Source organism: Cnuibacter physcomitrellae (genome assembly GCF_014640535.1).
Classification (GTDB): Bacteria; Actinomycetota; Actinomycetes; order Actinomycetales; family Microbacteriaceae; genus Cnuibacter; species Cnuibacter physcomitrellae.
Genome location: NZ_BMHD01000001.1, coordinates 3,195,879 through 3,222,284, shown reverse-complemented (window position 1 = coordinate 3,222,284; position 26,406 = coordinate 3,195,879). Strand labels below are relative to the sequence as shown.

The window sequence follows — 26,406 nt, the reverse complement described above, 5'->3', positions numbered from 1 at the left end:
GATCTCAGCCGCCCGCGGCGAGAGGGGCGAGCACGTGCTGGACCTCCCAGCCGTTGAGCATCGTGCTGGTGGGCGGATGCGGGCTGAGGTCGCTCTCGACGACCACCCAGCCGTCGTAGCCGTTCTCGGCGAGGGCCCTGACGAAGGCGGGCGAGTCGACGAGCAGGGGCTCGGTGGCGAGCTCGGTGAACCAGCGCGGCACCGCCCGCGAGCCGCCCGCCCGCAGCACCGTGAAGTCGCCGGCGGGCAGGAGGTAGTCGTCGACGTCGTCGACGGCCGCCGCGTTCTTCAGGTGGACGTGCACGACGCGATCGGCGTGGCGCCGGTAGAGGTCGATCGGGTCGATGCCCGCGATGGTGAGCTCGGCTGTGTCGAGCGCGAGCCCGACCGACGCATCCGAGGCGGCCAGCAGTCGCTCGAGACCGTCGTCGCGGCGCAACGAGGAGAGGAAGTCGACGTGGAGGGCGAGCTTCACCCCGAGCGGCTCGAGCGCCGCCGCGACCGCCTGCCACGACTCCGCGAGAGTCCGGATCGCCGCCTCGTCGAGCGGGGCGGACTGACCCGCGAGAGGCGCGGGCCGCACCACGAGGACGTCGCCGCCCAGCTCCGCGAGGGCCGTGGCGAACCACGTCGCGTGACCGACGAGGCCGTCTCGTGCAGACGGGTCGAGCGGATCGTCGCCGTGCGTGAGGTCCTCGCCCAGGCGCAGCGCAGGGTCCCAGTACCAGCTGCTCACCGAGTCGAGCGCCGCGGCCCGGACGAACTCGCCGAAACCGGCGATCGAGCCGAAGTTCGCCTCTATCTGCCGCGGATTGCCGAGCGGTTCCCACCGTCCGCTCCCCGCGGAGAGCTCGACCCCGGTGAAGCCGGAGGCGGCGATCACCTGGAGGGCCCGGCGGTGCTGGCGACGGCGGACGAAGTCGTCGAACTGCGGCTTGAACTGGTTGATGGCGTAGCCCCAGCGGATCACTTCGCCACCTCCTCTGCTGCGACGCGCTCGAGCACGTTCTTGGCATACCAGGCGGCGATCGCGGTGCTCTCGGCGTGGTCGCCGCCGAGCTTGTTCGCCTTGTCGTGCTCGACGCTCAGGTACCCGTCGAAGCCGCGCCGGGCCACCGCGCGGATGAAGCCCTCGAAGTCCACCAGCCCGCCCTCGTCGCCCATCTCGTAGAACCAGCGCTCGGTCGTGTCGGCCATGATCTCCGAGTCGGGACGCCGTCGGTAGTCGCCGATGAGGTCGTGGTTCCGGGTGTCCTTGAAGTGGAAGCCGCTCACGCGGTCGGCGTACGCCTCGTAGAACTCGATCGGGTCCACCGAGGCGATGCAGTGCTGCGCGGTGTCGACGAAGAGGTGGACGTACTCGGGGTCGGTGTGCGCGTAGAAGGTGTCGAGCTCCCACCGCGACTGGATCCCGCAGAAGAACTCGTGGTGGCAGGTGAGCCTCACCCCCGCATCCTTCGTGATGGCGCCGACCTGGTTCCACAGGTCGGCCGTGATCTTGAGCTTGTCCTCCGTCACGGGCTCCATGTCGTAGTAGAGCGTCGCGGGCATGACGATGATGTTGTCGAGCTGGATCCCCGACCAGCGATCCATCGTCACGCGGAAGTCCTCGAGGATGTTCGCGTGCGTCGCCGGGATGTGGGGAGCGTAGTTCCGCGGGTCGTAGTCCGCGGCGTGGAAGGTGTTCACGATCCGATCGAGCCCGTGCTCCTGCACGTACTCCTGGTAGTTCGCGACCGAGCCGTACTCGCCCATGATCTGGTACCAGCGGAAGTCGAAGGTGTCGATCGCGTCGTAGCCCACGGCGGCGACCTGCTTGAGGAACCGGTCCATCGTGGCGCGCGACTCCCACTGGTCGATCGGACCGTGGGGCGACTGGCTGCGCCAGTGGTCCATGTAACTCCACTTCATCGTGGCCTCCTCCGCTACTTCTTCCTAAATCCGACATTAGCATGTACATTGCTGACGCAAGTGGCCCATCCGGTACACGAGGAAGTGCACGCCCCCATGACCCTGCCCGCCCTCCGCGACGACGCGCTGACCGTCGACGGCGCCGATGTCGTCGTCCGGCTGTCGCTGCCGTGGATCCGGTCGTTGCCGCTCTCGAGCGTGCTCGACCTCGCGCTCTCGATCGACGGCGCCCCCGTCGACGACCTCCTCGTCGACCTCGGTGGTCGGCTGATCGCCCCCGGCGAACTCGCCCAGGAGACGCGCTGGTGGTTCCTCCAGGACAGGCTGGTGCTCCGCGCATCCACGATCCTGCCGGAGGGCGTGCACGACGTGCTCGTCACCTTCCGGCTCGCCATCCCGTACCTCCCGGCCGGGCCGGATGCGCCGCTCACGCTGCCGTTCGAGGTGCGTTGCGAGCTCACCGCCCGCCCGGAGACGTCTCATGCTCGCGCCTCGGAGGTGTCCCGTGACGTCCTCTGACGCGCTCGACGCCCTGCCCGCCGGATGGACCCTCGCCGCCAGCTCCTTCAACTGGACCCCCGAGGTCATCCGGGCAGAACGGTCCGCGCGCGACATCATCGCCGGCGTCGCGCACGACGGCGTCGCGAGCGTCATCGAGCTGGAGGCGGGGCAGGCGCTCCGCTCCTTCCCCGATCCGACGCCCGAGGAGCTCGACGAGCTGTCCGGAGCGCTCGCCGCAGCGGGCGGGCGCATCGGGATCTTCGGAGCGAGCATCGACGACTGGAACAGCCCCACCCGCCGGCGCAGCGACGACGAGCGCTTCGAGTTCCTCCTCCCCCAGCTGCACGCGGCGAGCCGTCTCGGAGCGCTCGGCCTGCGCCTGCCGCTCGGCCAGGCCGGGCCGGCGCTCATCGAGCGACTCCTGCCGCTGCTCCACGAGCACGACCTCGTGCTCTTCGAGGAGGTGCAGGGATCGCAGACGCCTTCCTCCCCCGAGTCCGCCGCCGCGTACGACCATCTCGTCGGACTGGATGACCCGCACCTGCGTCTCGTGCTCGACATCAGCATGCTCATGCCCGCGCTCCCGGTCACGTACCTCGAGCGGCTCACCGCCGCGGGTCTGCCGCAGGCGTTCCTGTCGCAGCTCACCGATCGGTGGCGCGACCCCCAGACCCGGCTCGCCGTCCTCGCGCTCCTCCGCGAGGGCGGCGTGCCGCCCCACCTGCACACCCTCTACATGGACATGGTCGTGCGCTTCGGACGGTCGGACGTCTCGGAGCTCGCCGACGTGCTGCCCTTCGTCTCGGCCGTCCACCTCAAGTTCTGGGACCTCGACGACCAGGACGGTCGCGTGAGCGACCCCCTCCGCGCCGTGGGCGAGGCGCTCGCGGGCGTCGGCTTCACCGGCACCCTGGCGAGCGAGTGGGGCGGACACGCCTGGCTCGACGACGACCCGACCGCCATGACACGCGCCCACCTCGACCTCGCGCGGCACTCCCTCCTCGTGGGGGCCGCACGCGCATCCGCCGCACCACAAGGAGCACGATGACCACCGCCACCGACAAGCCCGTCCTGGACGTCCTCATCCTCTCGGGACACATGACGACCGAGCACGACAACGAGTTCCGAAGCTTCCGCAAGCACAACGAGTGGATCACGACCCTGCTCGAGGACACCGGCAGGTTCAAGGTGCGCGTGGTCGAGGATCCGCGCGGCCTGCCCGCTGCGGTGATCGACAAGTACGACGTGCTGATCGTCGTCTTCGAGGGGCGTGATGGCTACCACGACATGGCCACCGGATTCGGCGCCGAGACGGATGCCGCGATCCTGAGGTTCGTCCACGACGACGGCAAGGGGATCGTGTGGTTCCACGGCTCGGCCGCGCAGGAGGACCGCTGGGGCTACCCGGAGGAGTACAACGTCATGCGCGGGGCGAAGCTCAGCGCCTGGGAGACGGGCCTCCGCCCGCGCCCGTGGGGTGAGGCGCTCCTGCGCACCGCGGAGCCGCGGCATCCGATCACCGAGGGGATCAACGAGACGTGGACCGTCACGGGTGACGACATCCTCGTCGGCGTCCAGATGTACGAGGGCGCCCAGGTGCTGCTGACAACCTTCGACGATCTCGAGGCGTACGAGAAGGCTCCGGTGTGGCCGATGTCGCACTATCCCGTCGACATCCCCGAGGGTGGGATCGCCGAGCTGCCGGGCATCAACACCGACCAGCCCCTCGCCTGGATCAACGAGTACGGCGCGGGCCGCTCCTTCACCATCACGATCGGCCACGACATCGACACCTTCCGGCGGATCGAGTTCATCCGCATGTTCCCCCGGGGCGTCGAGTGGGCCGCCACCGGCGAGGTCACCCTCACCGGCCCCGACCGCCGCGGCGACCGCCGCATCAACCCCTGGCCCTACTACAACCGCGAGGGCTGATCCGCCCCCGTCCGCGCTGCATCCGCCGACCGGCGGGATTCGTCGCGCTCAGCCCGGAGGCCGAGAGGCAACTCCGGAGATTCGGCTGCGACTGCGCCAACTCCGGACTTTCGGCGGCGTGTCCGGCCGAAAGTCCGGAGTTGGCGCACCCGGGAGCGCTGCCGCCGCCTCGCGGGTCACGCGCGAGGCGCGCCCCGCCCGTGCGTGGGGACGAGAAGAGGGGCGGTGGCCACCACACCACCGCCCCTCGGGTCCGTGCGGCCGGGGGTCCCCACCCCGGGCCGCGCGGCTCAGTCCGCCTTCGTGGAGAAGGCGGAGTCGAAGAGGGCGTGCGGGGGCGTGATCGCGTTGAGCTTCCGCACGAACGCGAGCGCCTCGGGCGCGCCCACGAGCCGGTCCATGCCGGCGTCCTCCCACTCCACGCTCGTGGGCCCGTCGTAGCCGATGGAGTTGAGCGCACGGAACAGCGGCTCCCACGGCACGGCGCCGTGGCCGGTCGACACGAACGTCCAGCCGCGACGGGGGTTCGCCCAGTTCAAGTGCGACCCCAGCACGCCGTTGCGGCCGTCGAGGTTCGTCACGGACTCCTTGCAGTGCACGTGGAAGATGTGGTCGGCGAAGTCGAGCACGAACGCGACGCTGTCGAGCTGCTGCCAGACGAAGTGCGACGGGTCGAAGTTGAACCCGAACGAGGGCCGATGACCGATCGCCTCCAGCGTGCGCTTGGCCGTCCAGTAGTCGTACGCGATCTCCGACGGGTGCACCTCGAGGGCGAACCGCACCCCGACCTCCTCGAACACGTCGAGGATGGGGTTCCATCGCTCCGCGAAGTCGCGGTATCCGGCGTCGATCATCTCGTCGGATGCGGGCGGGAACATCGCCACGTACTTCCAGATGCTCGACCCGCTGAAGCCGTTGACCGTCTTCACTCCGAGCGCGGCGGCGAACCGCGCCGTGTCCTTCAGGTCCTCGGCGGCGCGCTCGCGCACTCCTTCGGGTGAGCCGTCGCCCCACACGCGGTCCGAGAGGATGTCGCGGTGCCGCTGGTCGATCGGGTCGTCGCAGACCGCCTGGCCGGTGAGATGGTTCGAGATCGCGTAGACCTCGAGCCCGTGCCGCGCGAGGATGTCGCGTCGGCTCTGGACGTACTCGGCGTCGTCCCAGCGGGAGACGTCGATGTGGTCGCCCCAGCAGGCGATCTCGAGTCCGTCGTAGCCCCATTCACCCGCCAGTCGCGCGACCTCCTCGAAGGGGAGGTCCGCCCACTGGCCGGTGAACAACGTGATCGGGCGGGTCATCTCAGCTCTCCTGTCCTGTCTTCTCCACGGCGTCGACCGTGGCCAGCGCATCCACCCAGGCCGAATCGCGCACGGCGCTGGCCTCGACCGAGGCGAGCACCCGCTGCACCGCGAGCCCCTCCTCGAACGTCGGATGCGCATCCTGGCCGGACGCGATCGCCTCGACCAGATCCTTCGCCTGGTGAACGAACCCGTGCTCATAGCCCAGCATGTGACCCGCGGGCCACCATGCGGCGACGTACGGATGCTCGGCCTCGGTCACGAGGATCCTCGTGAACCCCTGCAGCTCGTCCGGCGCGGTGCGGTCGTAGAACTGCAGGGTGTTGAGGTCCTCGAGGTCGAACGCCAGCGCTCCCCGGTCGCCCGAGACCTCGAGGGTGAGAGCGTTCTTCCGCCCCGTGGCGAAGCGCGTCGCCTCGAACGAGGCCAGCGCGCCGCTCTCGAGCCGTCCGGTGAAGAGCGCGACGTCGTCGACCGTGACGTCGCCGTAGCCGTCGGATGCGGTGCCGGAGAGACCGGATCCGGATCCGAGGAGCGGGCGCTGCTTCACGATCGTGTCCATCGTGCCCGAGACCGAGGCGATCCGCTGACCGGTCACGAACTGGGTCATGTCGATGATGTGCGCGCCGATGTCGCCCAGGGCTCCCGAGCCGGCGTGCTCCTTCTGCAGCCGCCAGGCCAGGGGCATCTCGGGGTCGACCAGCCAGTCCTGGCGGTACGCGGCCCTCACCTGCTGCACCGTGCCCACCTTGCCCGCGGCGACGAGGTCACGGAGGAGCGTCACGGCAGGCACGCGCCGGTAGGTGAAGCCCACCATGGCGCGCACGCCGGACTGGGCTGCACGGTCGGCGGCGGCCGTCATGGCCTCCGCCTCGGCGACCGTGTTGGCGAGCGGCTTCTCGCAGAGGACGTGCTTGCCCGCGTCGAGCGCGGCGATGGCGATCTCCGCGTGGGAGTCGCCCGGCGTGACGATGTCGACGATGTCGATGTCGTCCCGCGCGATCACCTCGCGCCAGTCCGTCGCCGACTCCGCCCAGCCCCACTTCTGGGCGGCCTGAGCGACGGCGGCGGCGTTGCGTCCGACCAGCACCGCCCTCTCGACGTCTTCGGGCAGGTCGAAGACGGCGGGCGCCTGGCGCCAGCCCACCGAATGGGCCGCTCCCATGAACCCGTAGCCGATGAGGGCGACCCGGAGGCTCATGCGAGCACGACCTCGCGCTCGACCGGCACGCGGTTGGTCACGTATCGGCCGGGGGCGATCTGCATGTAGAGCAGCCGCATCGTGAGGACGACCTCGACGGTGAGCTTCTCGCCCGCCGCCGGGACCTCGTCGAGCGAGATCGCGACGTCCGGCCGGTCAGCGACGAACCAGAGCGTGTCCCACTGCTCGGGCAGCTCCTCCACACGGTAGGAGGTGCCGTTCAGCACGAAGCGGATGCGGTCCTTCGGCACCTCCACGCCGTTGACGGACGCCGAGACGTCGTCCACGGCCGAGAGCCAGAGGCTGCGGTACCAGGGCAGCTGCACGGAGACCGCGATGCCGTCGTCGGTGCGACGGACGTCCTTCTCCGCGAAGAGGGAGTTGTGAGTGGCCATCGGTGTTCCTTACTTGAAGGTGTCTTCGAACGTGTCGTGCGCCACCGGCGGGACCGGCTCCAGCGTCTGCACGGTCTCGGGGCTGTAGGGGTGGTTCGGGGCCGGGACGGGCTCGTCGGCCGGCGGCATGAAGACGGGCTTGCCGTCGTCGCCGAAGTACATGAGGTCGAGGTCGAACGCGCCCTGGTTCTTCAGGCCGAAGCTGACCCAGTTCTCCTCGAAGGGAGCGCGGGCGAGCTCGTAGCAGCGGAACTTCCAGAACCTCCACTCGCCGTCCTGCTTGAGGAAGTCGATCGCGTACTTGCACCAGACCCAGTGGGCCCAGACCTTCTTGCCGAGCACCTCCTCCGGGGAGTACATGTCGGGGAACGCCTTGGCGACCTCGGGATCGGTCAGGCCCGACTCGGTGCCGGCCATGAGCCAGACGCCCTTCGCGGTCTGCCCGTCGCCGGCCACCTCGACCACGGGGGTCGTGGTGGCGTGCAGGATGAGCTTCCCGACCGGGTGCGGGCGGTCGCGGTGGTAGCGGGTCACGCTCTCCCACGTCGTGTACTGGCCGGCGTTGGTGTAGCGGGCCCGGATGCCCGGGGTCCCCTCCTTCACCCACAGTGGGATGATCTGCTCGTCCTCGAACGCGTTGTGGAGGTACATGTACCGGTTGAACAGGTTCTCGACCTGTCCGCGATCCTCCGCGCGCTGGGCGAGGCCGCGCGCGGCGCTGACCTCGTCGCGCAGGCGGGCGATCTCCTGGGCGAGCTCGGCGACCGAGGGCTCTGCGATGTCCGTCATCAGTGTGTTCCTCCTGCTCAGGCCGAGACGGCCACGGTCTCTTCGATCGCACGGCGCATGAGCGCGTGCTGCTTCTTCACCAGGTCGATCGGGTCGGCCTCGCCGAGGTCGGAGAACGCGTGGCCCTCCCACTCGCTCGAGAGGTAGCCCTGGTAGCCGCCCTCGACGAACTGCTTCACGATGCGCGGGATGTCCATCGCCGGCTCCTGGCCCGTCTCGTCGATGTCGTAGAACTTCGCGTGCACGTGGAAGATCTGCGGCATGATGTCGAGCCACTCCTCCGGCGGGACGAGCCCGTGCATGTTGAACGCGAGCCGGGTGAACGGCCCGAGGCGGGCGAAGTCGAAGCCCTCCGAGGTGAGGAAGTCCTCGAACTTCTGGTTGCGCACGTGCATGGGGGTGGGCTCGTGCCAGATCTCGTCCATCACCTCGAAGTACTGCTCCGGCATGCCCATCTGCCGCAGCGTGGTGAGCAGGCGCGGCGAGAGGCTGTGCATGGTCGACGAGAAGTCGGCCGTGAAGCCGAGGCGGTCGCTCTGCAGCTCGTCGTAGACCCCGCGGATGCCGAGCACCTTCGGGTCGTTCGGGCCGGAGGGCGCGTGGATCTCGTAGCCCAGCTTCTGGTCGTACTTCTCCGCGAGCGGGAGCAGGCTGCGCAAGAGCTCCTTGCCCGCGGAGCGGATGACGATCCGCTTGAATCCGAGCGTGTGCGCGGTCTTCAGCTGCCGCGCCAGGAACTCGTGCTCCTCGTCGGGCGACATGTCCTGGCCCTTGCGGCGGCCCATGTCGAGGTTGGTGCCGATCGCGCTGGCCTCGAGACCGTACTTCTCGAGGCTGTCGAACCAGAGCTTCGTGAACTCCTCGTCGACGTCGGGGTAGGTGCGCAGCATCTGCGCGATGTTGAACTCGACGCCCGGCCCGAGCCCCTCGTCGGCCGCGGCCTTGATGAGGGTCTCGGGGGTGTAGATCCCCGCCGCGAACTCGCTGGTGAGCGAGTACAGCGTGATGCCGAGCTTGATGCCGGTGCCGGCGATTCCGTCTGCCATGGCTGTCTCCTGGATGTGGTGGTGCGGGTTCAGTGGATGGGCGCGGCGAGGTGCGACGACAGGACGGCGCGGGCCTCGGCGGGGTCGGTGATCATGCGCGACCCGGCGTCGACGGCGGCGGAGCGCTGCACGGCCTGCTCCCCGCGGATGATGTCGAAGGGGCTCTCCCAGTGGTTCCAGTGCCAGCCCTCGTACTCGCTCGAGACGGCGCCGCTGTAGCCGTGCTCGATGAGGTAGCGGATGAGGCCGCGCACGGGCACAGAGGGCTCCTCGCCGTTCTCGTCGATGCCGAAGAACTTGCCGTGCACGTGGCGGATCCACGGGGCGATGCCGTCCCACGTGTCGATCCGCGCGGGACCGAACAGGCCGGTGCCGTTGATGCCGAAGTCGACACCGAGGTCGGGGCGGCCGTACTGGTGGGCGAGGCCGATGAACGCTCCGAAGCGCTCACCGTGAGCTTCCTGCGTCTCGGGCGGGCCCTCGCGATAGGTCTGCTGCCAGAGGTCGCTCACCGCGGTCAACAGCTCCTCGCTCGCGCCGCGGCGGCGGTAGGCCTCGAGCAGTGACGGGGCGAAGCCGACGACCGTCGCACCCCAGTCCGCCGTGAAGCCGAGGAGGGGGGAGTCGATGCGCTCGAACGCGTCGCGGAGCTTGATGATGTCCTCGTGGCGGCCGTGGTGGTGCGCATGCACCTCGAGGGCGAGCGTCACGCCGGTGCGCTCGGCGACCGGGAGGATCTTCTCGAAGAACTCCGGCGGCAGGCCGGTCGGGGTGATGCGCGCGAGCGGGAAGCCGAGCTTCGCGGCCGCCTCGACCTGCGGGGTCATGTACTCGACGACCTCGTCGATGCTCATCATCCGCCGCGGGTCGACGGCCCAGTCGCCGTTGCCGGCGAGCGAGGTGGGCACCAGGTCGAGCTCGGCGAACAGGTCCTTCAGCCACCCGACGAACTGGTCGTCGAGGTGGGGGAAGTCGCGGATGCTCGAGAAGCCGATGATCTCGACGCCCGGACCGTAGCCCTCGGCCGCGACCTTGCGGAGCAGCCCCTCGAGGTCGTACTCGCGGGCGTGGAAGGCACGGGTGAAGCTGTAGAGCGTGACGCCCTGGATGGGCGTGCCGAGCGCGTCCGTCATGACGCCACCGCCTTCATGGTCTTCTCGTTGTGCTCCTCGATGCGCAGCACTCCGTGGTCGGTCACGATGTAGGGGATGTAGAGCTTGAGCGCGACGCGCACCTCGTGCTCGGCATCCGGGTCGTCGACCGGGATGTCACCGGTCACGACGACGGAGTCGGTGGGGAACCACCACTCGTCGATGACGCCCTCGAGCTCGCTGAGCCTCCAGTCGCGGCCGTTCATCGTCCACACCAGGGAGTCGGCGGGGGCGGCGACGCCGTCGACGCTGAACTCGACCTCGGAGACCGAGGCGGCGGGGAGCGAGCGGTACCAGGGCAGTCGCACCTCGACGGCGGTCTTCCTGCCGTCGGTCTTGAGCGTATCCTGCTCGATGATCCGATCCGGAATCACCATGACCTCCTTGTCATCGTCCCCGGGCCCACCAGGGGCTGGCGACGGCTTTGTCCTTCTTCTGTCATCGTAATGTCGAATTCCGACATAAGTCAATCACCGGCGCGGGCGGCGATGAGGGCGCGAGCCCCCTTCACCGCGAGGGCGACCGAGGTGAGCGTGGGGTTGCACGCGGTCGCCGTCGGGATGACGTTGTTCCCGGCCACGAACAGCCCCGACACCGCCCAGACCTCGCTCGTGGGCCCGCAGACGCTCTCGCCGTCGTCGGTCTCCCCCATCCGGGTCGTCCCCTGGTAGTGCAGGGACGCGCCGAGCGGGAGCTGGAACGGCCGATCGCCGAGGGGCTCGCCCACGGCATCCGCCAGCAGACGGATCTGCTCGTCGGCGCGCCCGATGGCGTCGTGGTCGGCCTCGGTCAGCGAGTAGTGCACGCGGATGCCGGGCATGCCGTACGCGTCGGGCTCCGTGTCGGAGAAGGTCAGCCGATCGTCTCGACGGATGTCCTTCGCGCAGAACAGGCCCAGCCCCACGATCGAGCCGGGGGCGACCGGATCGTCCTCGGCGAGCGGGACCGGGGACGCGTCGAGCTGCATGATCTGCCCGTGGAAGGGCAGGTCGTCGGTGAAGGGCACCCAGCTCACGCCGCTCGACTCGCTGAGCGCGCCACCCCCGCCGGTGGTCGCGGGCTCGGTGCCCGCCTCGGCCGGGTCGATCCCGGTGATGCGCGACGCGTAGACCACCTGCGACTGGTCGTTGAGGTAGCGGCCCAGCGCATCCGGGCGGATGCCGGAAGCCCAGAGCAGCTGCGGGGTGCGGAGGGCATCGGCCGCGACGACGACGGAGCGGGCGGCGATCGTGTGGTCCTCGCCGGTCCGGCGGTCGGTGACGGAGACGCCGGCGGCGCGACCGTCCTCGACGAGCACGCGGGTCACCAGGGTCTCGTCGATCAGCCGGAAGCGCGGGTTGGCGCGCGTGACGTCGCCGAGCACCACATCCGACCCCGACCAGACGAGCCGGCCGTCCTCCCGCCGGTGCACGGCGAGCGGCATCCGCTGCACCTTCGACGCCGCGACGCGGCCCTCGCCGACGGCGGCGGCGAGGCGCTCGCGCAGCAGGTCCCCGAAGGGGGCGCCGTCGAACGCGTCGCGCGTCACCCCGAGCAGGCGTTCGGCCTCGTCGAGCAGCCGGTCGAGCTCGCCGTCCGCCTCGAGGAAGCCGATCCGCTCGCTCGCCCCCGGCCGCGGGCAGGCGGCGGTCCAGTGGGCGCCCATGCCGCCCACGTTGCTCGACATCGCGGCGAGCGGCAGTCCGTCGCCCTCGGTGGCGTAGGCGCCGTCGGGCAGGAGGAACGTGCCGGGGCGCGCCTTGCGCCGCCCTTCCGCGAGCGCGGTGGGGCTGTTGAAGGTCGCGTCCCCCGCGCCCGGCCCCTCCGACAGCAGCTGGGCTCTCGCGCGGTCACCGGCGTCGACGATGTTCTTGACGTGGGCGCCGGGGGGCGAGGTCACGGTCGGACCCACCTCGAGCATCGCGATCGTCAGCTCCGGGGCGTCCTCGCTGAGGATGCGGGCGTACGCGGCGCCGGTGGGACCGCTGCCGACGATGACGACGTCGACCTCGGCGGGGTACCGGCTCTCGCTCATGCTCGGGCGGCGACGTCGCGGATGAGCGCCACCGAAGCGTTGCTCTCCGTCGTCGGGTAGTACTCGAGGCCGATCGGGCCGTCGTAGCCCGCGGTGCGGAGGGTGCCGAGGCGCTCCTCCCAGTCGAGGTCGCCCGTGCCGGGCTCGCCGCGGCCGGGTGCATCCGCCAGCTGGACGTACTTGATGAGGTCGCCGCCGTTCGCGAGCTCGGCGGCCATGTCCTCGCCCTCGACGGCGGAGTGGTAGATGTCGTAGAGCACGCCGAAGAACGGCGAGTCGACACCGCGCGCGACGTACACCGCTTCCGCGGTGCGATCCAGGAGCGACCCCGGGTGGTCGACGCGCACGTTGACCGGCTCGAGGACGAGCGTGATGCCCGAGCCGTCGATCTGGGCGATCGCCTTCCGGTAGATCTCGATGAGGTCGTCGAGCTGCGTCTGGCGCTTCGATCCCCCGAAGCCCGTCCCGCTGCCGACGACGATGCGCGGGCAGCCGAGCTCCTGCGCGATGGCGACGCCCTCGTCGAGCTTGGCGTAGAACGCGGAGTGGTCGCGCGGCGGGATCATGAACTGCGTGCGCGGCTCGGCGAGCTGCGCGACGAGGGTCGTGCCGGTCTCCTCGAGCGCCGCCTTCACGGCCGGGACGTCCTTCGGCTTCGCCGGGGCGTCGACACCGGTCGGTCCCCAGAACTCCACGGCGGTGAAGCCGGCCGCGGCGGCCGCGCGGACGCGGTCCTGGTAGTCGCCGGCCTCGGTGTAGAGGAGCTCGATGTTGGGCGCGAGTACGTACATGGGATCACTGCTTTCGTGACGGAGGCGGATGCTGGACTGGTGCGGGCGTAGGGCGTCAGCCCTTGAGGCCGCCCGCGAACCCCTGCATGAACTTCTTCTGCGCGAACAGGAAGAAGGCGAGGATCGGGATCATCGAGACGATCACGATCGCGAAGATCTGGTTCCACGACGACACCAGCGAGCCGATGTAGTAGTACATGGCCACGGGGAGCGTCTGGTTCGCCGATCCGCCGAGGAAGATCAGCGACGTGAAGAAGTCGTTCCAGACGATGAGGCCCGCGAGCACGGCGACCGTGCCGGTGGCCGGCGCCATCAGCGGCAGCACGATCCGGAAGAAGATCTGCGTCCGGCTCGCGCCGTCGATCGCCGCGGCCTCCTCGTACTCCATCCCGAGGCTGCGGAAGAAGCCGGCGTAGAGGAAGATCGCCAGCGGCAGGAGCATCCCGGTGAAGAGCAGGATCATTCCCCAGACCGACCCGGTCAGTCCCACCGCCCGGGCCCCGATGTAGAGCGGAACGGTGCCGAGCTGGGTCGGCAGCACGATCGCGATGAGGAAGAGGTAGAACACCCACCGGCTCCAGCGACGTGTGCTCCGCGAGATCACGTATCCCGTGAGCGAGCCGAGGAGGATCAGCAGCACGATGCATCCCGCCGTGATGATGACGCTGTTGATCAGGCCCATCACCACGTTGGAGTTGCCGGTCGCCGAGAGGACCTTCGTGAAGTTCGAGAAGTCGGGCGACGTCGGCGGCGCGAGCGTCGAGGAGGTGATCGCCTCGCGATCCGACTTCAACGCGGTGGTGATGAGGAAGTAGAACGGAGCCAGGAAGACGATGGCGAGCAGCCAGAAGCCGACTTCGCGGACGGCCGTGAGCTTGGTGTAGCGGAACATGGTCAGTTCTCCGTTCGGCCGCTCGTCGCCCGCTGCTGGATGACCGCGAAGACGAGGATGATGACGGTGAGGACGAGGGCGAGAGCCGCGCCGTAGCCGAAGTTGCCGAGCGCGAACGACTCCTTGTAGACCTGCGTGGCGAGGGTCTCCGTCGCGCCGGCGGGGCCGCCGCCGGTGAGGGCCATGATCTGGTCGAACACCCTGAGCCCGTTCACCAGCCCGAGGGTGGTCGCGATGGCGACGGCGGGACGGATGCCGGGGAGCGTCACGTGCCAGAAGCGCTGCCAGAGAGTGGCGCCGTCGATGGCGGCCGCCTCCTCGACCTCGATGGGGACGGAGGAGAGCCCGGCCATGTAGATGACCATCGCGATGCCGGTGTTCTGCCACACCAGGACGATCAGGACGGTCCAGATCGCCCACTGGGGGTCGGCCGTCCAGGACTTGGCGTACTCGCCGAGCCCCATGCCCCGCAGGGCGAGGTTGATCGGACCGTTGAAGTCGAAGATGAACTTCCAGATGTACGACACGGCCAGCGGGCTGAGGACCACCGGCATGAAGAACAGCACGCGCAGGACGTAGCGCGACTTCAGTCCGCGATTCAGGCCCAGACCGAGGGCGAGGCCGGCGACGTTGCTGAGGATCACCGACCCGAAGGCGAGGAAGAGGGTGTTGAGGAGGGCCCCGAACTTCGTGGAGTCCTGGAAGATCTTCACGAAGTTGTCCAGGCCGATCCAGTCGAACGCGCCGATGCCCGACCAGTTCGTGAAGGCGAAGAACCCGCCGATCGAGGTCGCGACGTAGTGGATCGCGAGGACGAAGAGGATCCCGGGGAGAGCCCACCACCAGTAGCCGAACTTCAGTTCGCGCGAGCGCCTGCGGCGGGGCTCCGCCGCGCGGTCTGCTCGCTGTCGTCCTTCCGCCGTGGTGGTGGTGGTGCGGTCGGAACGGGTGGAGAGGGTTGTGCTCATCGTGTCCTCATCGTCATCGATGCCGAAGAGCCGGCCGGGGGATCGCTCCCCCGGCCGGCGTCAGGTCACTGGTCCCAGGCGGAGTCCATGTCGCCGAGCACCTGGTCGACCGTCTTCTGACCGGTCAGCAGGCCCTGGACTCCCGTCTGGAGCGCCTGGTAGACCGAGGGGTTCGGCCAGACGTTGGCGGGCAGCGGCGCGTAGCTGCCGTCCTTGATCAGGTCGACCACCGTGGAGTAGACCGTGTCGGACAGGTCCATGTCCTGGTAGGCCGAGACCGGCAGCTCCCCCGAGAACTCGAAGTACTTCTGCTGCGCCTCGGGGGTCGCCAGCCAGTCGAGGAACTTGTTCGCCGCGTCCTTCGCCTGCGACTTCGCGTTGATCGACATCGTGTAGTTCGAGCTGGCGAGGATGTAGGGCTTGCCGCCCGTCGCCGCCGGGAAGGGCTGGATCTTGAAGTCCGCCTCGGCCGGAGCCGCCTGGGCGATCTCCACCGCGGATCCGGACGGGATGAAGCCGCCGATGGAGGTTCCGCCGGCGAGGCCGTTGGTGATGGCGTCGAAGCCCGCACCCTCGACGCCGGGCTGGAAGCACTTGCCCGCGTTGAGGTCGAGGATCGCCTGGAGGGTGTCCTTCCATCCCTGCGTGTCGGCGAAGGTGGTCTTGCCGTCGGCGCGGTCCTGGTTCCAGTCCGGGTTCTCGCCGTAGACGCGCGATGCCGCGATGGCCTGGGCGGTGAGGCCGGCGTTCGGTCCGGCGGCGCCGGCGACCGCGAACATCGACTTGCCCTGGTCCGCGAGGGCGGAGCAGTCCTTGTACAGGTCGTCCATCGTGGTCGGGAACTCCGTGATGCCGTTCATGCCGGCCGTGCCCATGCTGGCCACGATCGAGCCGATGGTGAAGTCGAGGGGCTGGCCGTAGGTCTTGCCGTCGTACTGGAAGACGGACTCGCTGCCCTTGGGGATGAGGGCGGTCGCGGTGTCGCCCAGCGGCTCGAGGAAGCCGGCCTCGGCCAGGGGCACCAGGCCGCGGGCGTCGCCCGATCCGGGGGTGGTCTGGATGACGTCGGACGCGTTGCCTGCGGAGAGCTGCGTGCGGATGGTCTCGCCGTACTTGTCGTTCGGAGTCGGGTTCGTGGTGATGGTGACGCCCGCGTTCTCCTGCATGTAGAGCTCGGCGAGCGACTGGTACGGGCTCTTGAGGTTGTTGGAGGTGGCGAAGGTGAACGAGAAGGAGTTCTGGTCTCCGCCCGAGTCCGAGCCGCCGCTGGAGCTGGAGCATCCTGCGAGGATCAGGGCCCCGGCGGCGACGGACGCCACCAGGCCGGTGCGGAGGACGCGAGAGCGACGATGCTGTGTCATGTCCCAGCCTTTCTGACTTCGTTGTCGGCGACTCGTCCGTCCGAGGCACCTGCTGTAACGGCAGTCTCTCATCCCTTGTGCTAGAAAAGCACATAAGTTCTTTCGATATGCGGCATAAGGCTCAGCGCCCTCATCCGTCACCCCTTGGTAGAGTCGCGGAAGCGCTTCTCCTGACCCAGAGGATCACATCGACGTGACCGAAACGACACCGCTCTCGCGACTCGACCTCAACCTCCTCGTGGCCCTCGACGCGCTTCTCACGGAACGCAGCGTCACGCGCGCCGCGGAGCGTCTGCACCTGACCCAACCCGCGCTCAGCGCCTCGCTCGCGCGGCTGCGCACCCACTTCGGCGACCCGATCCTCGCCCGGCGCGGCAACACCTACGAGCTGACGCCGTTCGCACTGCGACTGTCCGAGCACACGACGACCGCGCTGGAGTCGGCCCGGAGGGTGTTCGAGAGCCAGGCCATGTGGTCGCCCGAGCAGTCGTCGCGCGAGTTCTCCGTCTACGGATCGGACTACGGCTTCGCCACGATCGGGACGGTCGCCGCGACCCTGGCCGCCGAGCGCGCTCCCGGGGTCCGGTTCCGTTTCATCCTGCACACCCCCACGGTCGTGGAGGACGCGCCGAACAAGCTCAGGTCCGCCGACGCGATGCTCCTCCCCCACGGGTTCCTCACCGACATGCCCTACGTCGACCTCTGGCACGACGACTGGTACGCGGTCGTGTCGGCGGAGAACCGCCGCGTCGGCGAGCGGCTGACGATGGACGACCTGGCCGAGTCGGCGTTCGTCATGACCTACTCGTCACGGAGCGCGTTCACGTCGGCCGCGCGCCAGATGCAGCAGCTGGGCATCGAGCCCCATGTCGACGTGGTCGTCGAGAGCTTCCTCGCGATCCCGTTCTTCGTCCTCGGCAGCGATCGGGTCGGTCTCATCCAGGGAGCCCTCACCCCCTACGTCTCCGCCCTGAGCGGCCTGCGGATCGTGCGCCTGCCCTTCGCCGCGACGCCCATCATGAACGCGCTGTGGTGGCATCCGGTGCACGGCAACGACCCGGAGCACGCCTGGATGCGCGGCCTCTTCGCGGAGGCCGGCCGGCGCCTCGAAGTCGAGGAGCGCGCCTCCGCCTGAGCGCGCCGGTCCTCGGGGCGTCGGTGACCGTCGAAAGGTCGCGTGAGAGCGTGCAGGAGCCGTCTATCGCGCCGTGTTGCCTCTGACGGTACCTTTCGACGCTCTCCGCGGCGGAGGGAGGGACGGGCTACACGGCCTCGAGGAGGACCGCGGCGCCCTGGCCGCCGCCGCCGCAGATCCCCGCGGCGCCCAGCGAGCCCGCGCCGAGGGCGGCGAGCTGGCGGGCGAGAGTGCCGACGATACGGGTCCCGGACGCGCCGATCGGGTGCCCCAGGGCGATCGCGCCGCCGTGGGCGTTGACGATCGCGGGGTCGACGCCCAGCACGGACGTGGAGTGCACCGCGACGGCGCCGAAGGCCTCGTTGATCTCCACCGCGGCGAGATCCGACGACGACCGGCCGGCCCGCTCCAGGGCACGGCGGATGGCGTTCGCGGGCTGGGCGTGGAGCGACACGTCGGGTCCGGCGACCATCGCCGAGGTCACCACGCGGGCCAGCGGTGTCGAGGCGAGGGCCACCCGCTCGCTGACGAGGACGATCGCGGCCGCGCCGTCGGTGATCTGCGAGGAGTTGCCCGCCGTGATCGTGCCCTCGGGCGAGAACGCGGGGCGCAGCGCGCCGAGGCTGTCGGCGGTGGTCTCCGGCCGGACGCCGTCGTCGGCGCCGATCACGGTCGATCCGCGCCGGGACGGGATCTCGTAGGGCTCGATCTCGCCGGCCTGGAAGTCGGCCGAGGCCGCGAGACGCTGGTGGGACTGCGCCGACCACTCGTCCTGCTCGCGGCGGCCGAGGCCGAGCGCGGAGTTGTAGGTCTCCGTCGAGGCCCCCATCGAGACGCGCTCGAACGCATCCGAGAGGCCGTCGACCTCGAGGGTGTCGACGAGCTCGACGGCGCCGTACCGCTTGCCCGCTCGCGATCCCGACCAGGCGTGCGGCGCCAGCGACATCGACTCCTGACCCACGGTCACGACGATGTCGGCGTCGCCGTCGTCGATCAGCCGCGCGGCCTGGGCCACCGCGAGCGTGCCCGACAGGCAGACCGCGTTGAGGGTCAGTGCGGGGACGGTGAGCGGGATGCCCGCCCCGACGGCGGCTTGCCGGGCGGGGTTCTGACCCGCGGCGGCCTGCACGACCTGTCCGCCGAGGACCTGGTCGACGGCGTCGGGGGCGACCCCGGCACGGGCGAGCGCCGCGCGGATGGCGTGGGCGCCCAGGGCGGTCGCGGGCACGCTGGCGAACGAGCCGGTGAACTTCACGAACGGGGTGCGGGCGTAGCCGGCGATCAAGGCGGTCATGCTCCGACCCTCTCATGCAGGTCGACGGTGAACGGGGCGCCGGTGCGGCCGGCCACCTCGTCGACGTCGTGGCCGGGCGCAACGGCGCGGAGCACCAGCGCCCCGTCCTCGACGTCGAACACGGCGAGGTCGGTCACGATCCGGTTCACGACCCCCGCCCCGGTGAGCGGCAGGTCGCACTCCTCGACGATCTTCGGGCTGCCGTCCTTGGCGTTGTGGTCCGTGATCACGATGACGCGAGGCGTCCCGGCGACGAGGTCCATGGCCCCGCCCATGCCCTTCACGAGCTTGCCGGGGATGGTCCAGTTCGCCAGGTCGCCGTTCGCGGCCACCTGGAGGGCGCCGAGGATCGCGACCTGCACGTGCCCGCCGCGGATCATCGCGAAGGAGGTGGCCGAGTCGAAGACGCTGGCACCCGGCAGTAGCGTCACCGTCTGCTTGCCCGCGTTGATGAGATCCGCGTCCTCCTCCCCCTCGAACGGGAAGGGCCCCATGCCCAGGATGCCGTTCTCGCTCTGCAGGGTCACGCTGACGCCGGGCGGGAGGTTGTTGGCCACCAGGGTCGGGATGCCGATGCCCAGGTTGACGTACTCTCCGTCGCGCAGCTCGGAGGCGGCGATCGCCGCCATCTCATCCCTCGTCCAGGTCATGGTCGTTCTCCTCTCAGGCGACTCGCGGACGGACGGTCCGCTGCTCGATGTCCTTCACCCGGGGCCGTGCCGTCACGAGATGCTGGACGAAGACCCCGGGGGTCATCACCTCGTCGGGGTCGAAGTAGCCGTCCGTGATGACGTGCTCGGCCTCGGCCACCGTGACCCGTCCACAGGTCGCGACCAGCGGGTTGAAGTTGCGGGACGTGCGGCGGTACGCGAGGTTCCCCTCGGTGTCCGCCACCGCGGCATGTACGAGGGCGAGGTCGGCGACGATGCCGCGCTCCTGCACGTACGTGCGCCCGTCGAACTCGGCGAGCGGCTTCCCCTCCGCGACCGGAGTGCCGACGCCGGTCGCGGTGTAGAACGCGGGGATGCCCGCCCCGCCCGCGCGCATCCGCTCGGCCAGGGTGCCCTGCGGGACGAACTCCACGTCGAGGGTGCCGTCGAGGTACTGAGAGGCGAACAGCCTGTTCTCGCCCACGTAGGACGCGAGGACCTTGCGGACCTGCTTGTTCTCGAGCAGGATCCCGAGCCCCTTGCCGTCCACGCCCATGTTGTTCGACACGATCGTGAGACCCGTCACGCCCGAGTCGCGCACGGCCTCGATGAGGTCGGTCGGGTTGCCGCTCAGCCCGAAGCCGCCCACCGCGATCACCATGTCCTCGGCGAGGAGCCCCTGCAGGGCCTCGACCGCGCCCGGTCTGCGCTTGTCCATCGGTCCACTCCTTCGTGTGCGCTCTCCGGCACGCTAGCTCCGATCGGAGACGTCGGGCGGGGCAGATCCGTACCTCTCTTATGGGGACCGCCCTCTTCACATCGTGGGCAGCTCCTGCGAGGATGGCCCACATCATGGGAACGGATGCGGACACCACGGCCGGTCGGGACGGCACCGGCGGCACCCAGGCGCTCCACCGGGCCCTCGCCCTGGTCAGGGCAGTCGGAGAGGCGGATCCGCGCGGCCTCTCCGCCGGGAGCGCGGCGGAGGAGACGGGCCTCACCCGCTCGACCACCTCCCGACTGCTGCGCGCCCTCGCGGCGGAGGGCTTCCTCGACCACGATCCCTCCAACGGACGGTGGTACCTCGGGCCCGAGCTGTACCTCCTCGGATCGCGCGCGGCCCGCCGCTACGACATCGCCGACCTGGCGCATCCTCACGTGCGCAGGCTGGCGCAGGAGACGGGCGAGAGCGCCTTCCTGTCCGCGCTGCGCGGGACAGAGACCGTCTGCCTCCTGCGCGAGGAGGGCAGCTTCCCGCTGCGCTCCTTCGTGCTGTCGGAGGGCGTGCGGTTCCCGCTCGGCGTCGCGTCGGCCGGGATGGTCTTCGCCGCCCTCCTCGACGACGCGGACCTCGACGACTACCTGCGCGGCGATCCGCTCGCCGCTCAGTGGGGCCCGCAGCACAGCGCGGACGAGGTGCGTCGACACGTCGCGATCACGCGCGAGAACGGCTACGCCCTGAACCCCGGGCTCATCCTCGAGGGGAGCTGGGGCATGGGCGCCGTCGTCTTCGACCGCTCGGGCGCGCCCGCCTGGGCGCTCAGCCTCACCGGCGTCGAGTCGCGCTTCAAGCCCGCCCGCCAGCCGGAGCTCGGCGCCCGCCTCCTCGAGGAGGCCCACGCCCTCACCCAGGCCCTCCGCACCACTCCCCGCCGCTGAGCCTCCCTCTTTTCGCCACACTCCTGGCCTTTCGCCACGCGCATGCGCATGGCGAAAGGCCACGCGCGTGGCGAAAGCTGTGTCCACGCTCGCGAGGCGCGTCCGGGTCAGACGGCGGACGCGCGGGGGGCGATCGCGGTGGCGGCGACGGCCGCGGGGTCGTCGAGGAGGGGGCCGAAGGCGAGCTCGGCCGCGCCGATGAGGAGCTGGCGCGAGCGCAGCTCCGCGCGCTCGATCCGCACGCCCTCGGCGAGACGGGTGAACGAGGCGCGGGCGACGCGCTGGCGCAGCCGCTCCGGATCGGCGGAGAACATCGTGCCGAGGAACCCACCGAGCACGACGAGCTCGGGGTCGAAGACGCTGATCAGGTTCGAGATGCCGAGCGCCAGACGGTCGAGCTGGCGCTCGATCTCGTCGTGCACCTCGGGATCGTCGCTCGACGCGATGATCTGCTCGAGCTCGTCGGCGTCGATCGACTCGCGCCCCAGCACCGCGAGCAGGCGCACGAGGCTCACCTCGGTCTCGAGGCACCCGGTCCGCCCGCAGAAGCAGGCGCGCCCGCCGACGTGCACCGACGTGTGACCGAGCTCGGCGGCGAACCCCCGGGCGCCGGAGAGCGCGTGACCGTCGACGATGACGCCGCCACCGATGCCCGACGTGGATCCGTTCAGGTAGACCATGTTCTGGACCCCGCGGCCGATGCCCCACAGGCGCTCGGCCACCGTGCCGAGGTTGGCGTCGTTCGCCGCGAGGGCCGGGTAGCCGAGCGCCGCCGCCATCGGCGCCGCCAGCGGCTCGTCGCGCCACTCGAGGTGGGGCGCCAGGGCGATGACGCCCTCCTCGGCGGTGACGAGCCCCGGCACCGCCAACCCCACGCCGACGACGTGGTACTTCTCGTCGAGCTCCCCGCGCATCCCCTCGACGATCGCGGAGACGATGTTGATCGTCTCCTGCACCGTGGGGACGCCGCTGGTCTGGAAGCGCACCCGCTTGTGCACCACCCCGCCGAGACCGACGACGCCGATGATGATCGCATCCACGTCGGGGTTGACGGCCAGCGCGACCACGTTCTCGTTCGCGTGCACGAGCGGACTCGGGCGGCCCACCGTCCCGGTCTCGCTCGGCTCGGTCTCGTACGCCAGACCGAGCGCGGTGAGCTCTCCGACGAGTGCACCGATGGTCGAGCGGTTGAGGCCCGTGAGCCGTGTGAGCTCCGCCCGCGAGTGCACGCCGCCGTGATGCAGGATCGACAGCAGCGTCCGGAGGTTGTTCCGCCGGATGCGGTCGTTCGGCGACCCGCCGGTGAGAGAAGGGGCGGACCCTGCGGTCACTCGCATCGCGCTGCCCCTCCTCTCGTCCGGGTCCAGGCTATCGGCCGGAACGACGCTTGTTGATGATGTCGAACGCGACGGCCAGGAGGAGCACGAGGCCCTTGATGGCCTGCTGCCACGCCGCATCCACCGACAGGATGGACAGACCCATGTTGAGCACGCCCATCACGAGGCCACCGATCACGGCTCCCACGACGGTGCCGACACCACCCTGCACGGCCGCGCCGCCGATGAAGACCGCGGCGATCGCATCCAGCTCGTAGCTCTGCCCGGCCGACGCGACGGCGCTGCCCGCGCGGGCCGTGGCGACCACGCCGGCGAGGCCGGCCAGCACCCCCATGTTGACGAAGATGCCGAAGTCGACCCAGCGCGTCTTGATGCCGCTCATCTCCGCGGCGAAGCGGTTGCCGCCCATCGCGTAGACGTGACGACCGAACGTCGACCGGTTCAGTACGAAGGTGTAGAGCAGGATGAGGGCGGCCAGGATGATGAGGATGATCGGCGTCCCGCTGTAGCCGCTCAGCAGCCAGGCGAGGGCCATCACCGCGACGACCGCGATGATGCTCTTCGCCCAGGCCGACCCGGCGGGCTCGCGAGGCAGCTCGAGCTTCTTCAGGGTGCGGCGCTTGACGGCGACCTGCACGATGAAGGCCGCGGAGGCGAGGAGACCGAGCAGGAGCGTGAACGTGTCGCGTCCGCCGATCTCGCCGAGGAAGTCCGGCACCCAGCCGGCGCCGATGGCGGTGAACTCCGCGGGCAGTCCGCTGATCGTGCCGCCGGTGAGCAGCACCAGGGTAAGCCCGCGGAAGATCAGCATGCCCGCCAGGGTCACGATGAACGCCGGTATCCCGACGAAGGCGACCCAGAAGCCCTGCCAGGCGCCGATGACCGCGCCGACGACGAGCGAGAGCAGCACGGCCGCCCACCAGGGCATCCCCCAGTTGTTCATCGCGAGGGCGGCGACCGCCCCGACCAGCGCGACGACCGACCCGACGGAGAGGTCGATGTGGCCGGCGATGATGACGATCACCATGCCGATGGCGAGGATGAGGACGTAGGAGTTCTGCTGGATGAGGTTGTTGACGTTGCCCGGCATGAGCAGCCGGCCGCCGGTGAGGATCTCGAACAGCAGGATGATGACGGCCAGCGCGGCGAGGATGCCGTATTGACGGAGATCGATCCGGCGCCGCCGCGGAGACTTGACCTTGCTGGGGCCGACCGGCTCGGTCGGCGCCTCGGTGAGTGTGTTGGTCATCGACGCGCTTCCCTTCCAGCGGTCATGTGACGCATGAGCGTCTCCTGCGTGGCGTCCTCCCGGGCGACCTCGCCCGTGATGCGCCCTTCTGCGATGGTGTAGATGCGGTCGGAGAGACCGATCAACTCGGGCAGCTCCGAGGAGATGACGATGACCGCCTTCCCCTGCGCCGCGAGCTCGTTGATGATGCCGTAGATCTCGTACTTCGCTCCGACGTCGATGCCGCGGGTGGGCTCGTCGAGGATGAGCACGTCGGGCCCGGTGAACATCCACTTGCTCAGCACGACCTTCTGCTGGTTGCCGCCCGAGAGCTTGCCCACGATCGAGGTCACACTGGGGGCCTTGATGTTCATCTGGCGGCGGTAGTCGTCGGCGACCTGGTACTCGCGGTTGCGGTCGATGATGCCCAGGCGGACGAGCTTGCCCAACGCGGCAGCGGACACGTTGACCGTGATGTCGCCGATGAGGTTGAGCCCGTACCGCTTGCGGTCCTCGGTGGCGTAGGCGATCCCGTTGCGGATGGCCTCGTTGACCGTCCTCGTGGAGATCTCCTTGCCCGCCTTGAAGACGCGCCCCGAGATGTTCGTGCCGTAGGACCGGCCGAACACGCTCATCGCGAGCTCCGTGCGTCCCGCACCCATGAGTCCGGCGAACCCGACGATCTCGCCTGCCCGGACGTAGAAGGAGGCGTCGTCGACGACCTTCCGCTCCGTGTCGACCGGGTGGTACGCGGTCCAGTTCTCGACGCGGAAGTACTCCTCGCCGATCTCCGGCGTGCGCGGCGGGAACTGGTTGTCGAGCGGTCGGCCGACCATGGCGCGGATGATCCGGTCCTCCGTCGCGTCCGGCTCGTCCATCCGGAACGACTCGATCGTCCTCCCGTCGCGGATGATCGTCACGGAGTCCGCGATCCGCCGGATCTCCTTGAGCTTGTGGGAGATGATGATGCAGGTGATGCCCTGCTCGCGCAGCTGGTCGATGAGGCCCAGCAGGTGCTCGGAGTCGTCGTCGTTGAGCGCCGCGGTGGGCTCGTCGAGGATGAGGAGCTTCACCCGCTTCGACAGCGCCTTCGCGATCTCCACGAGCTGCTGCTTGCCGACCCCGAGCTCGAGCACCGGCGTCGCCGGGTTCTCGTTCAGGCCGACACGCGCCAGGAGCTCGGCCGCCTCGCGGTTCGTGCGGTTCCAGTCGACGAAGCCGCGCTTCGTGATCTCGTTGCCGAGGAAGATGTTCTCCGCGATGGAGAGGTAGGGGCTCAGGGCGAGCTCCTGGTGGATGATGACGATGCCGTCGCGCTCGGAGTCGTTGATGGTGCGGAACTCGACCTCCTTGCCGTCGAACTCGATCGAACCGCCGAACGAGCCGTGCGGGTAGACGCCGCTCAGCACCTTCATCAGCGTCGACTTGCCGGCGCCGTTCTCGCCGCAGATCGCGTGCACCTCACCGCGCTCGACCGTGATCGAGACGCCGTCCAGCGCCTTGACGCCGCTGAACTCCTTGGTGATGTCACGCATCCGCAGGATGGGATCAGCCATGGGCTGCCTTCCGTGGGTGGGGACTTCTGTGGTGGGGAAGAGAGGCCGAGGCGACGGCGGACCGGAGAGTGATCGGTGCGCCGCCGCCTCGGTGGTTCAGCGAGCCCTGCCGGCTCGCACGGGATCAGAGTCCGACGTCGGACGCCTGGAGGAAGCCGCTGTCGATGAGCAGCTTCTGGACGTCGTCCTTCACGACCACCTGCGGGTCGAGGAGGTACGCCGGGACGACCTTCTCGCCGTTGTCGTAGGTCTCGGTGTCGTTGACCTCGACCTCCTGACCGCCGTTGATCTGCTGGATCATCTGGAACACGCGGTCGCCGAGCTCGCGGGTGTCCTTCCAGACGGTCATCGACTGCTCGCCGTCGAGGATCGCCTTGACGTTGGCCTTGTCGGCGTCCTGACCGGTGATGACAGGCCAGCCCTCGCCGGCCTTGTAGCCGGCCGACTTCAGCGACTGCTCGATGCCGAGCGCGAGGCTGTCGTTGGGCGAGAGGACGACGTCGACCTTCTGGCCGCCGCTGTAGAACGACGACAGGCGGTTGTCCATCTCGGCCTGTGCGTCATCGGAGCCCCAGCCGAGGATTCCGATCGACTTCCAGCCGTCCTCCCCCTCGGGGATCTTGCCGGAGGGGACCACGAGCTGTCCGCTCTTCACGTAGGGCTCGAGCACGTCCCAGGCGCCGTGGAAGAAGAAGCCCGCGTTGTTGTCGTCGGGGCTGCCCGCGAAGGGCTCGAAGTTGTACGGGCCCTTGCCGTCCTTGAGCCCGAGCTGCTCCTCGATGTACTGGCCCTGGAGCTGGCCGACCTTGTAGTTGTCGAAGGTCGCGTAGTAGTCGACGTTCGGCGAGCCGTTGATCAGGCGGTCGTAGGCGATGACCGTGACGTCCTGCTTCTTCGCCTCGTCGAGCACCGGGCCGAGGGTCTCCCCGTCGATCGCCGCGATCACGAGGATCTTGGCGCCGCTGGCGACCTGGTTCTGGATCTGCGAGATCTGCTGCTCGGTCTTGTTGTCGGCGTACTGCAGGTCGACGGTGCAGCCGGCATCCTGCAGCTTCTTCTGCAGGCCCTCTCCGTCGTTGATCCAGCGCTCGAGGCTCCGCGTGGGCATCGAGATCCCGACGTTGCAGTCCGCGCCGGCGGAATCGGTGCTGCCCGATCCGCCTCCGGAACTGCAGGCGGCGAGAGTCGCGGCGAGGCCTCCCACGACCGCGAGCGCCAGCAGCTTCTTGGTGAAGGACACTTCATTACCTCCTCGTAATGGCCGACCTCGACGTGAGGCCGGGCTTGTCGGAGGACA

26 protein-coding genes are annotated in these 26,406 nt (G+C 69.5%); 5 read left to right on the top strand and 21 right to left on the bottom strand.

Annotated elements, in window-relative coordinates:
• Positions 1-4: 4 nt before the first annotated feature.
• Together IEX69_RS15080 and IEX69_RS15075 are read right to left on the bottom strand one after the other, a co-directional pair.
• Entirely contained in the window at positions 5-970 is a 966-nt protein-coding gene (locus tag IEX69_RS15080; protein WP_085018282.1) for a sugar phosphate isomerase/epimerase family protein, read from the bottom strand.
• Entirely contained in the window at positions 967-1,911 is a 945-nt protein-coding gene (locus IEX69_RS15075) for a sugar phosphate isomerase/epimerase family protein (protein WP_217348664.1), read from the bottom strand. The genes IEX69_RS15080 and IEX69_RS15075 overlap by 4 nt, the downstream gene beginning before the upstream one ends.
• 96 nt (positions 1,912-2,007) lie before the next feature.
• On the opposite strand from IEX69_RS15075, the gene IEX69_RS15070 reads away from it, so the two are divergent.
• From IEX69_RS15070 to IEX69_RS15060, 3 genes are read left to right on the top strand one after another with little or no spacing between them, the layout of a single operon-like run.
• A complete protein-coding gene (locus IEX69_RS15070) occupies positions 2,008-2,430 on the top strand; it encodes a hypothetical protein (protein WP_085018278.1) in 423 nt (140 codons plus the stop codon).
• Positions 2,417-3,460, top strand: coding sequence for an IolE/MocC family protein (locus tag IEX69_RS15065; protein WP_229756375.1), 1,044 nt, complete (start codon positions 2,417-2,419; stop codon positions 3,458-3,460). Before IEX69_RS15070 ends, IEX69_RS15065 begins: the two co-directional genes overlap by 14 nt.
• The gene (locus IEX69_RS15060) at positions 3,457-4,344 is read left to right on the top strand and encodes a ThuA domain-containing protein (RefSeq protein WP_085018274.1); all 888 of its coding nucleotides are present in this window, start codon (positions 3,457-3,459) and stop codon (positions 4,342-4,344) included. Before IEX69_RS15065 ends, IEX69_RS15060 begins: the two co-directional genes overlap by 4 nt.
• Positions 4,345-4,634: 290 nt before the next feature.
• Here IEX69_RS15060 and IEX69_RS15055 read toward each other — a convergent pair whose 3' ends face one another.
• The 12 genes from IEX69_RS15055 to IEX69_RS15000 all read right to left on the bottom strand — a co-directional run bounded on the left by IEX69_RS15055 (position 4,635) and on the right by IEX69_RS15000 (position 16,250).
• Entirely contained in the window at positions 4,635-5,642 is a 1,008-nt protein-coding gene (locus tag IEX69_RS15055) for a sugar phosphate isomerase/epimerase family protein (RefSeq protein ID WP_085018272.1), read from the bottom strand.
• Position 5,643: 1 nt separating this feature from the next.
• Positions 5,644-6,843 (bottom strand): Gfo/Idh/MocA family protein, encoded by a 1,200-nt coding sequence (locus IEX69_RS15050; protein WP_085018270.1) that lies wholly within the window; start codon positions 6,841-6,843, stop codon positions 5,644-5,646.
• Positions 6,840-7,238 (bottom strand): C-glycoside deglycosidase beta subunit domain-containing protein, encoded by a 399-nt coding sequence (locus IEX69_RS15045; protein ID WP_085018268.1) that lies wholly within the window; start codon positions 7,236-7,238, stop codon positions 6,840-6,842. Before IEX69_RS15045 ends, IEX69_RS15050 begins: the two co-directional genes overlap by 4 nt.
• A 9-nt stretch (positions 7,239-7,247) precedes the next feature.
• Positions 7,248-8,027, bottom strand: a complete 780-nt coding sequence (locus IEX69_RS15040; protein ID WP_085018266.1) for a nuclear transport factor 2 family protein — start codon at positions 8,025-8,027, stop codon at positions 7,248-7,250.
• A gap of 17 nt (positions 8,028-8,044) precedes the next feature.
• A complete protein-coding gene (locus IEX69_RS15035) occupies positions 8,045-9,073 on the bottom strand; it encodes a sugar phosphate isomerase/epimerase family protein (protein ID WP_085018264.1) in 1,029 nt (342 codons plus the stop codon).
• A gap of 29 nt (positions 9,074-9,102) precedes the next feature.
• Positions 9,103-10,206, bottom strand: coding sequence for a sugar phosphate isomerase/epimerase family protein (locus IEX69_RS15030; protein ID WP_085018262.1), 1,104 nt, complete (start codon positions 10,204-10,206; stop codon positions 9,103-9,105).
• On the bottom strand, positions 10,203-10,601 hold the full coding sequence (locus IEX69_RS15025; RefSeq protein ID WP_308420506.1) for a C-glycoside deglycosidase beta subunit domain-containing protein: 399 nt from the start codon (positions 10,599-10,601) through the stop codon (positions 10,203-10,205). Before IEX69_RS15025 ends, IEX69_RS15030 begins: the two co-directional genes overlap by 4 nt.
• Positions 10,602-10,690: 89 nt before the next feature.
• Positions 10,691-12,238: a c-glycoside 3-oxidase CarA gene (gene carA / locus IEX69_RS15020; protein WP_085018260.1), complete on the bottom strand. Its 1,548-nt coding sequence runs from the start codon at positions 12,236-12,238 to the stop codon at positions 10,691-10,693.
• On the bottom strand, positions 12,235-13,029 hold the full coding sequence (locus tag IEX69_RS15015; protein ID WP_085018258.1) for a TIM barrel protein: 795 nt from the start codon (positions 13,027-13,029) through the stop codon (positions 12,235-12,237). The genes carA and IEX69_RS15015 overlap by 4 nt, the downstream gene beginning before the upstream one ends.
• 55 nt (positions 13,030-13,084) lie before the next feature.
• The gene (locus IEX69_RS15010) at positions 13,085-13,921 is read right to left on the bottom strand and encodes a carbohydrate ABC transporter permease (protein WP_085018256.1); all 837 of its coding nucleotides are present in this window, start codon (positions 13,919-13,921) and stop codon (positions 13,085-13,087) included.
• A gap of 2 nt (positions 13,922-13,923) precedes the next feature.
• Positions 13,924-14,889, bottom strand: a complete 966-nt coding sequence (locus IEX69_RS15005) for a carbohydrate ABC transporter permease (RefSeq protein WP_085018254.1) — start codon at positions 14,887-14,889, stop codon at positions 13,924-13,926.
• 65 nt (positions 14,890-14,954) lie between these two features.
• Positions 14,955-16,250, bottom strand: a complete 1,296-nt coding sequence (locus IEX69_RS15000) for an ABC transporter substrate-binding protein (RefSeq protein WP_085018252.1) — start codon at positions 16,248-16,250, stop codon at positions 14,955-14,957.
• A 193-nt stretch (positions 16,251-16,443) separates the two neighbouring features.
• Between IEX69_RS15000 and IEX69_RS14995 the strand changes: the two genes are divergently transcribed.
• Positions 16,444-17,385, top strand: a complete 942-nt coding sequence (locus tag IEX69_RS14995; RefSeq protein WP_085018250.1) for a LysR family transcriptional regulator — start codon at positions 16,444-16,446, stop codon at positions 17,383-17,385.
• 127 nt (positions 17,386-17,512) lie between these two features.
• On the opposite strand, the gene IEX69_RS14990 is transcribed toward IEX69_RS14995, so the two are convergent.
• From IEX69_RS14990 to IEX69_RS14980, 3 genes are read right to left on the bottom strand one after another with little or no spacing between them, the layout of a single operon-like run.
• Positions 17,513-18,679, bottom strand: coding sequence for an acetyl-CoA C-acyltransferase (locus IEX69_RS14990; RefSeq protein ID WP_085018248.1), 1,167 nt, complete (start codon positions 18,677-18,679; stop codon positions 17,513-17,515).
• A complete protein-coding gene (locus tag IEX69_RS14985; RefSeq protein WP_085018247.1) occupies positions 18,676-19,329 on the bottom strand; it encodes a CoA transferase subunit B in 654 nt (217 codons plus the stop codon). Before IEX69_RS14985 ends, IEX69_RS14990 begins: the two co-directional genes overlap by 4 nt.
• Positions 19,330-19,342: 13 nt before the next feature.
• Positions 19,343-20,047 (bottom strand): CoA transferase subunit A, encoded by a 705-nt coding sequence (locus IEX69_RS14980; protein ID WP_085018245.1) that lies wholly within the window; start codon positions 20,045-20,047, stop codon positions 19,343-19,345.
• A 134-nt stretch (positions 20,048-20,181) separates the two neighbouring features.
• On the opposite strand from IEX69_RS14980, the gene IEX69_RS14975 reads away from it, so the two are divergent.
• On the top strand, positions 20,182-20,988 hold the full coding sequence (locus IEX69_RS14975) for an IclR family transcriptional regulator (protein ID WP_085018243.1): 807 nt from the start codon (positions 20,182-20,184) through the stop codon (positions 20,986-20,988).
• A 107-nt stretch (positions 20,989-21,095) separates the two neighbouring features.
• Here the strand turns inward: IEX69_RS14975 and IEX69_RS14970 are convergent, their stop codons facing one another.
• The 4 genes from IEX69_RS14970 to chvE form a co-directional block, all read right to left on the bottom strand.
• Positions 21,096-22,325: an ROK family protein gene (locus IEX69_RS14970; RefSeq protein WP_085018242.1), complete on the bottom strand. Its 1,230-nt coding sequence runs from the start codon at positions 22,323-22,325 to the stop codon at positions 21,096-21,098.
• A 31-nt stretch (positions 22,326-22,356) separates the two neighbouring features.
• A complete protein-coding gene (gene mmsB / locus IEX69_RS14965; RefSeq protein WP_085018240.1) occupies positions 22,357-23,574 on the bottom strand; it encodes a multiple monosaccharide ABC transporter permease in 1,218 nt (405 codons plus the stop codon).
• Positions 23,571-25,109, bottom strand: a complete 1,539-nt coding sequence (mmsA, locus tag IEX69_RS14960) for a multiple monosaccharide ABC transporter ATP-binding protein (RefSeq protein WP_085018238.1) — start codon at positions 25,107-25,109, stop codon at positions 23,571-23,573. Before mmsA ends, mmsB begins: the two co-directional genes overlap by 4 nt.
• Positions 25,110-25,233: 124 nt before the next feature.
• On the bottom strand, positions 25,234-26,349 hold the full coding sequence (gene chvE, locus IEX69_RS14955; protein ID WP_114703197.1) for a multiple monosaccharide ABC transporter substrate-binding protein: 1,116 nt from the start codon (positions 26,347-26,349) through the stop codon (positions 25,234-25,236).
• Between the last annotated feature and the right edge of the window lie 57 nt (positions 26,350-26,406).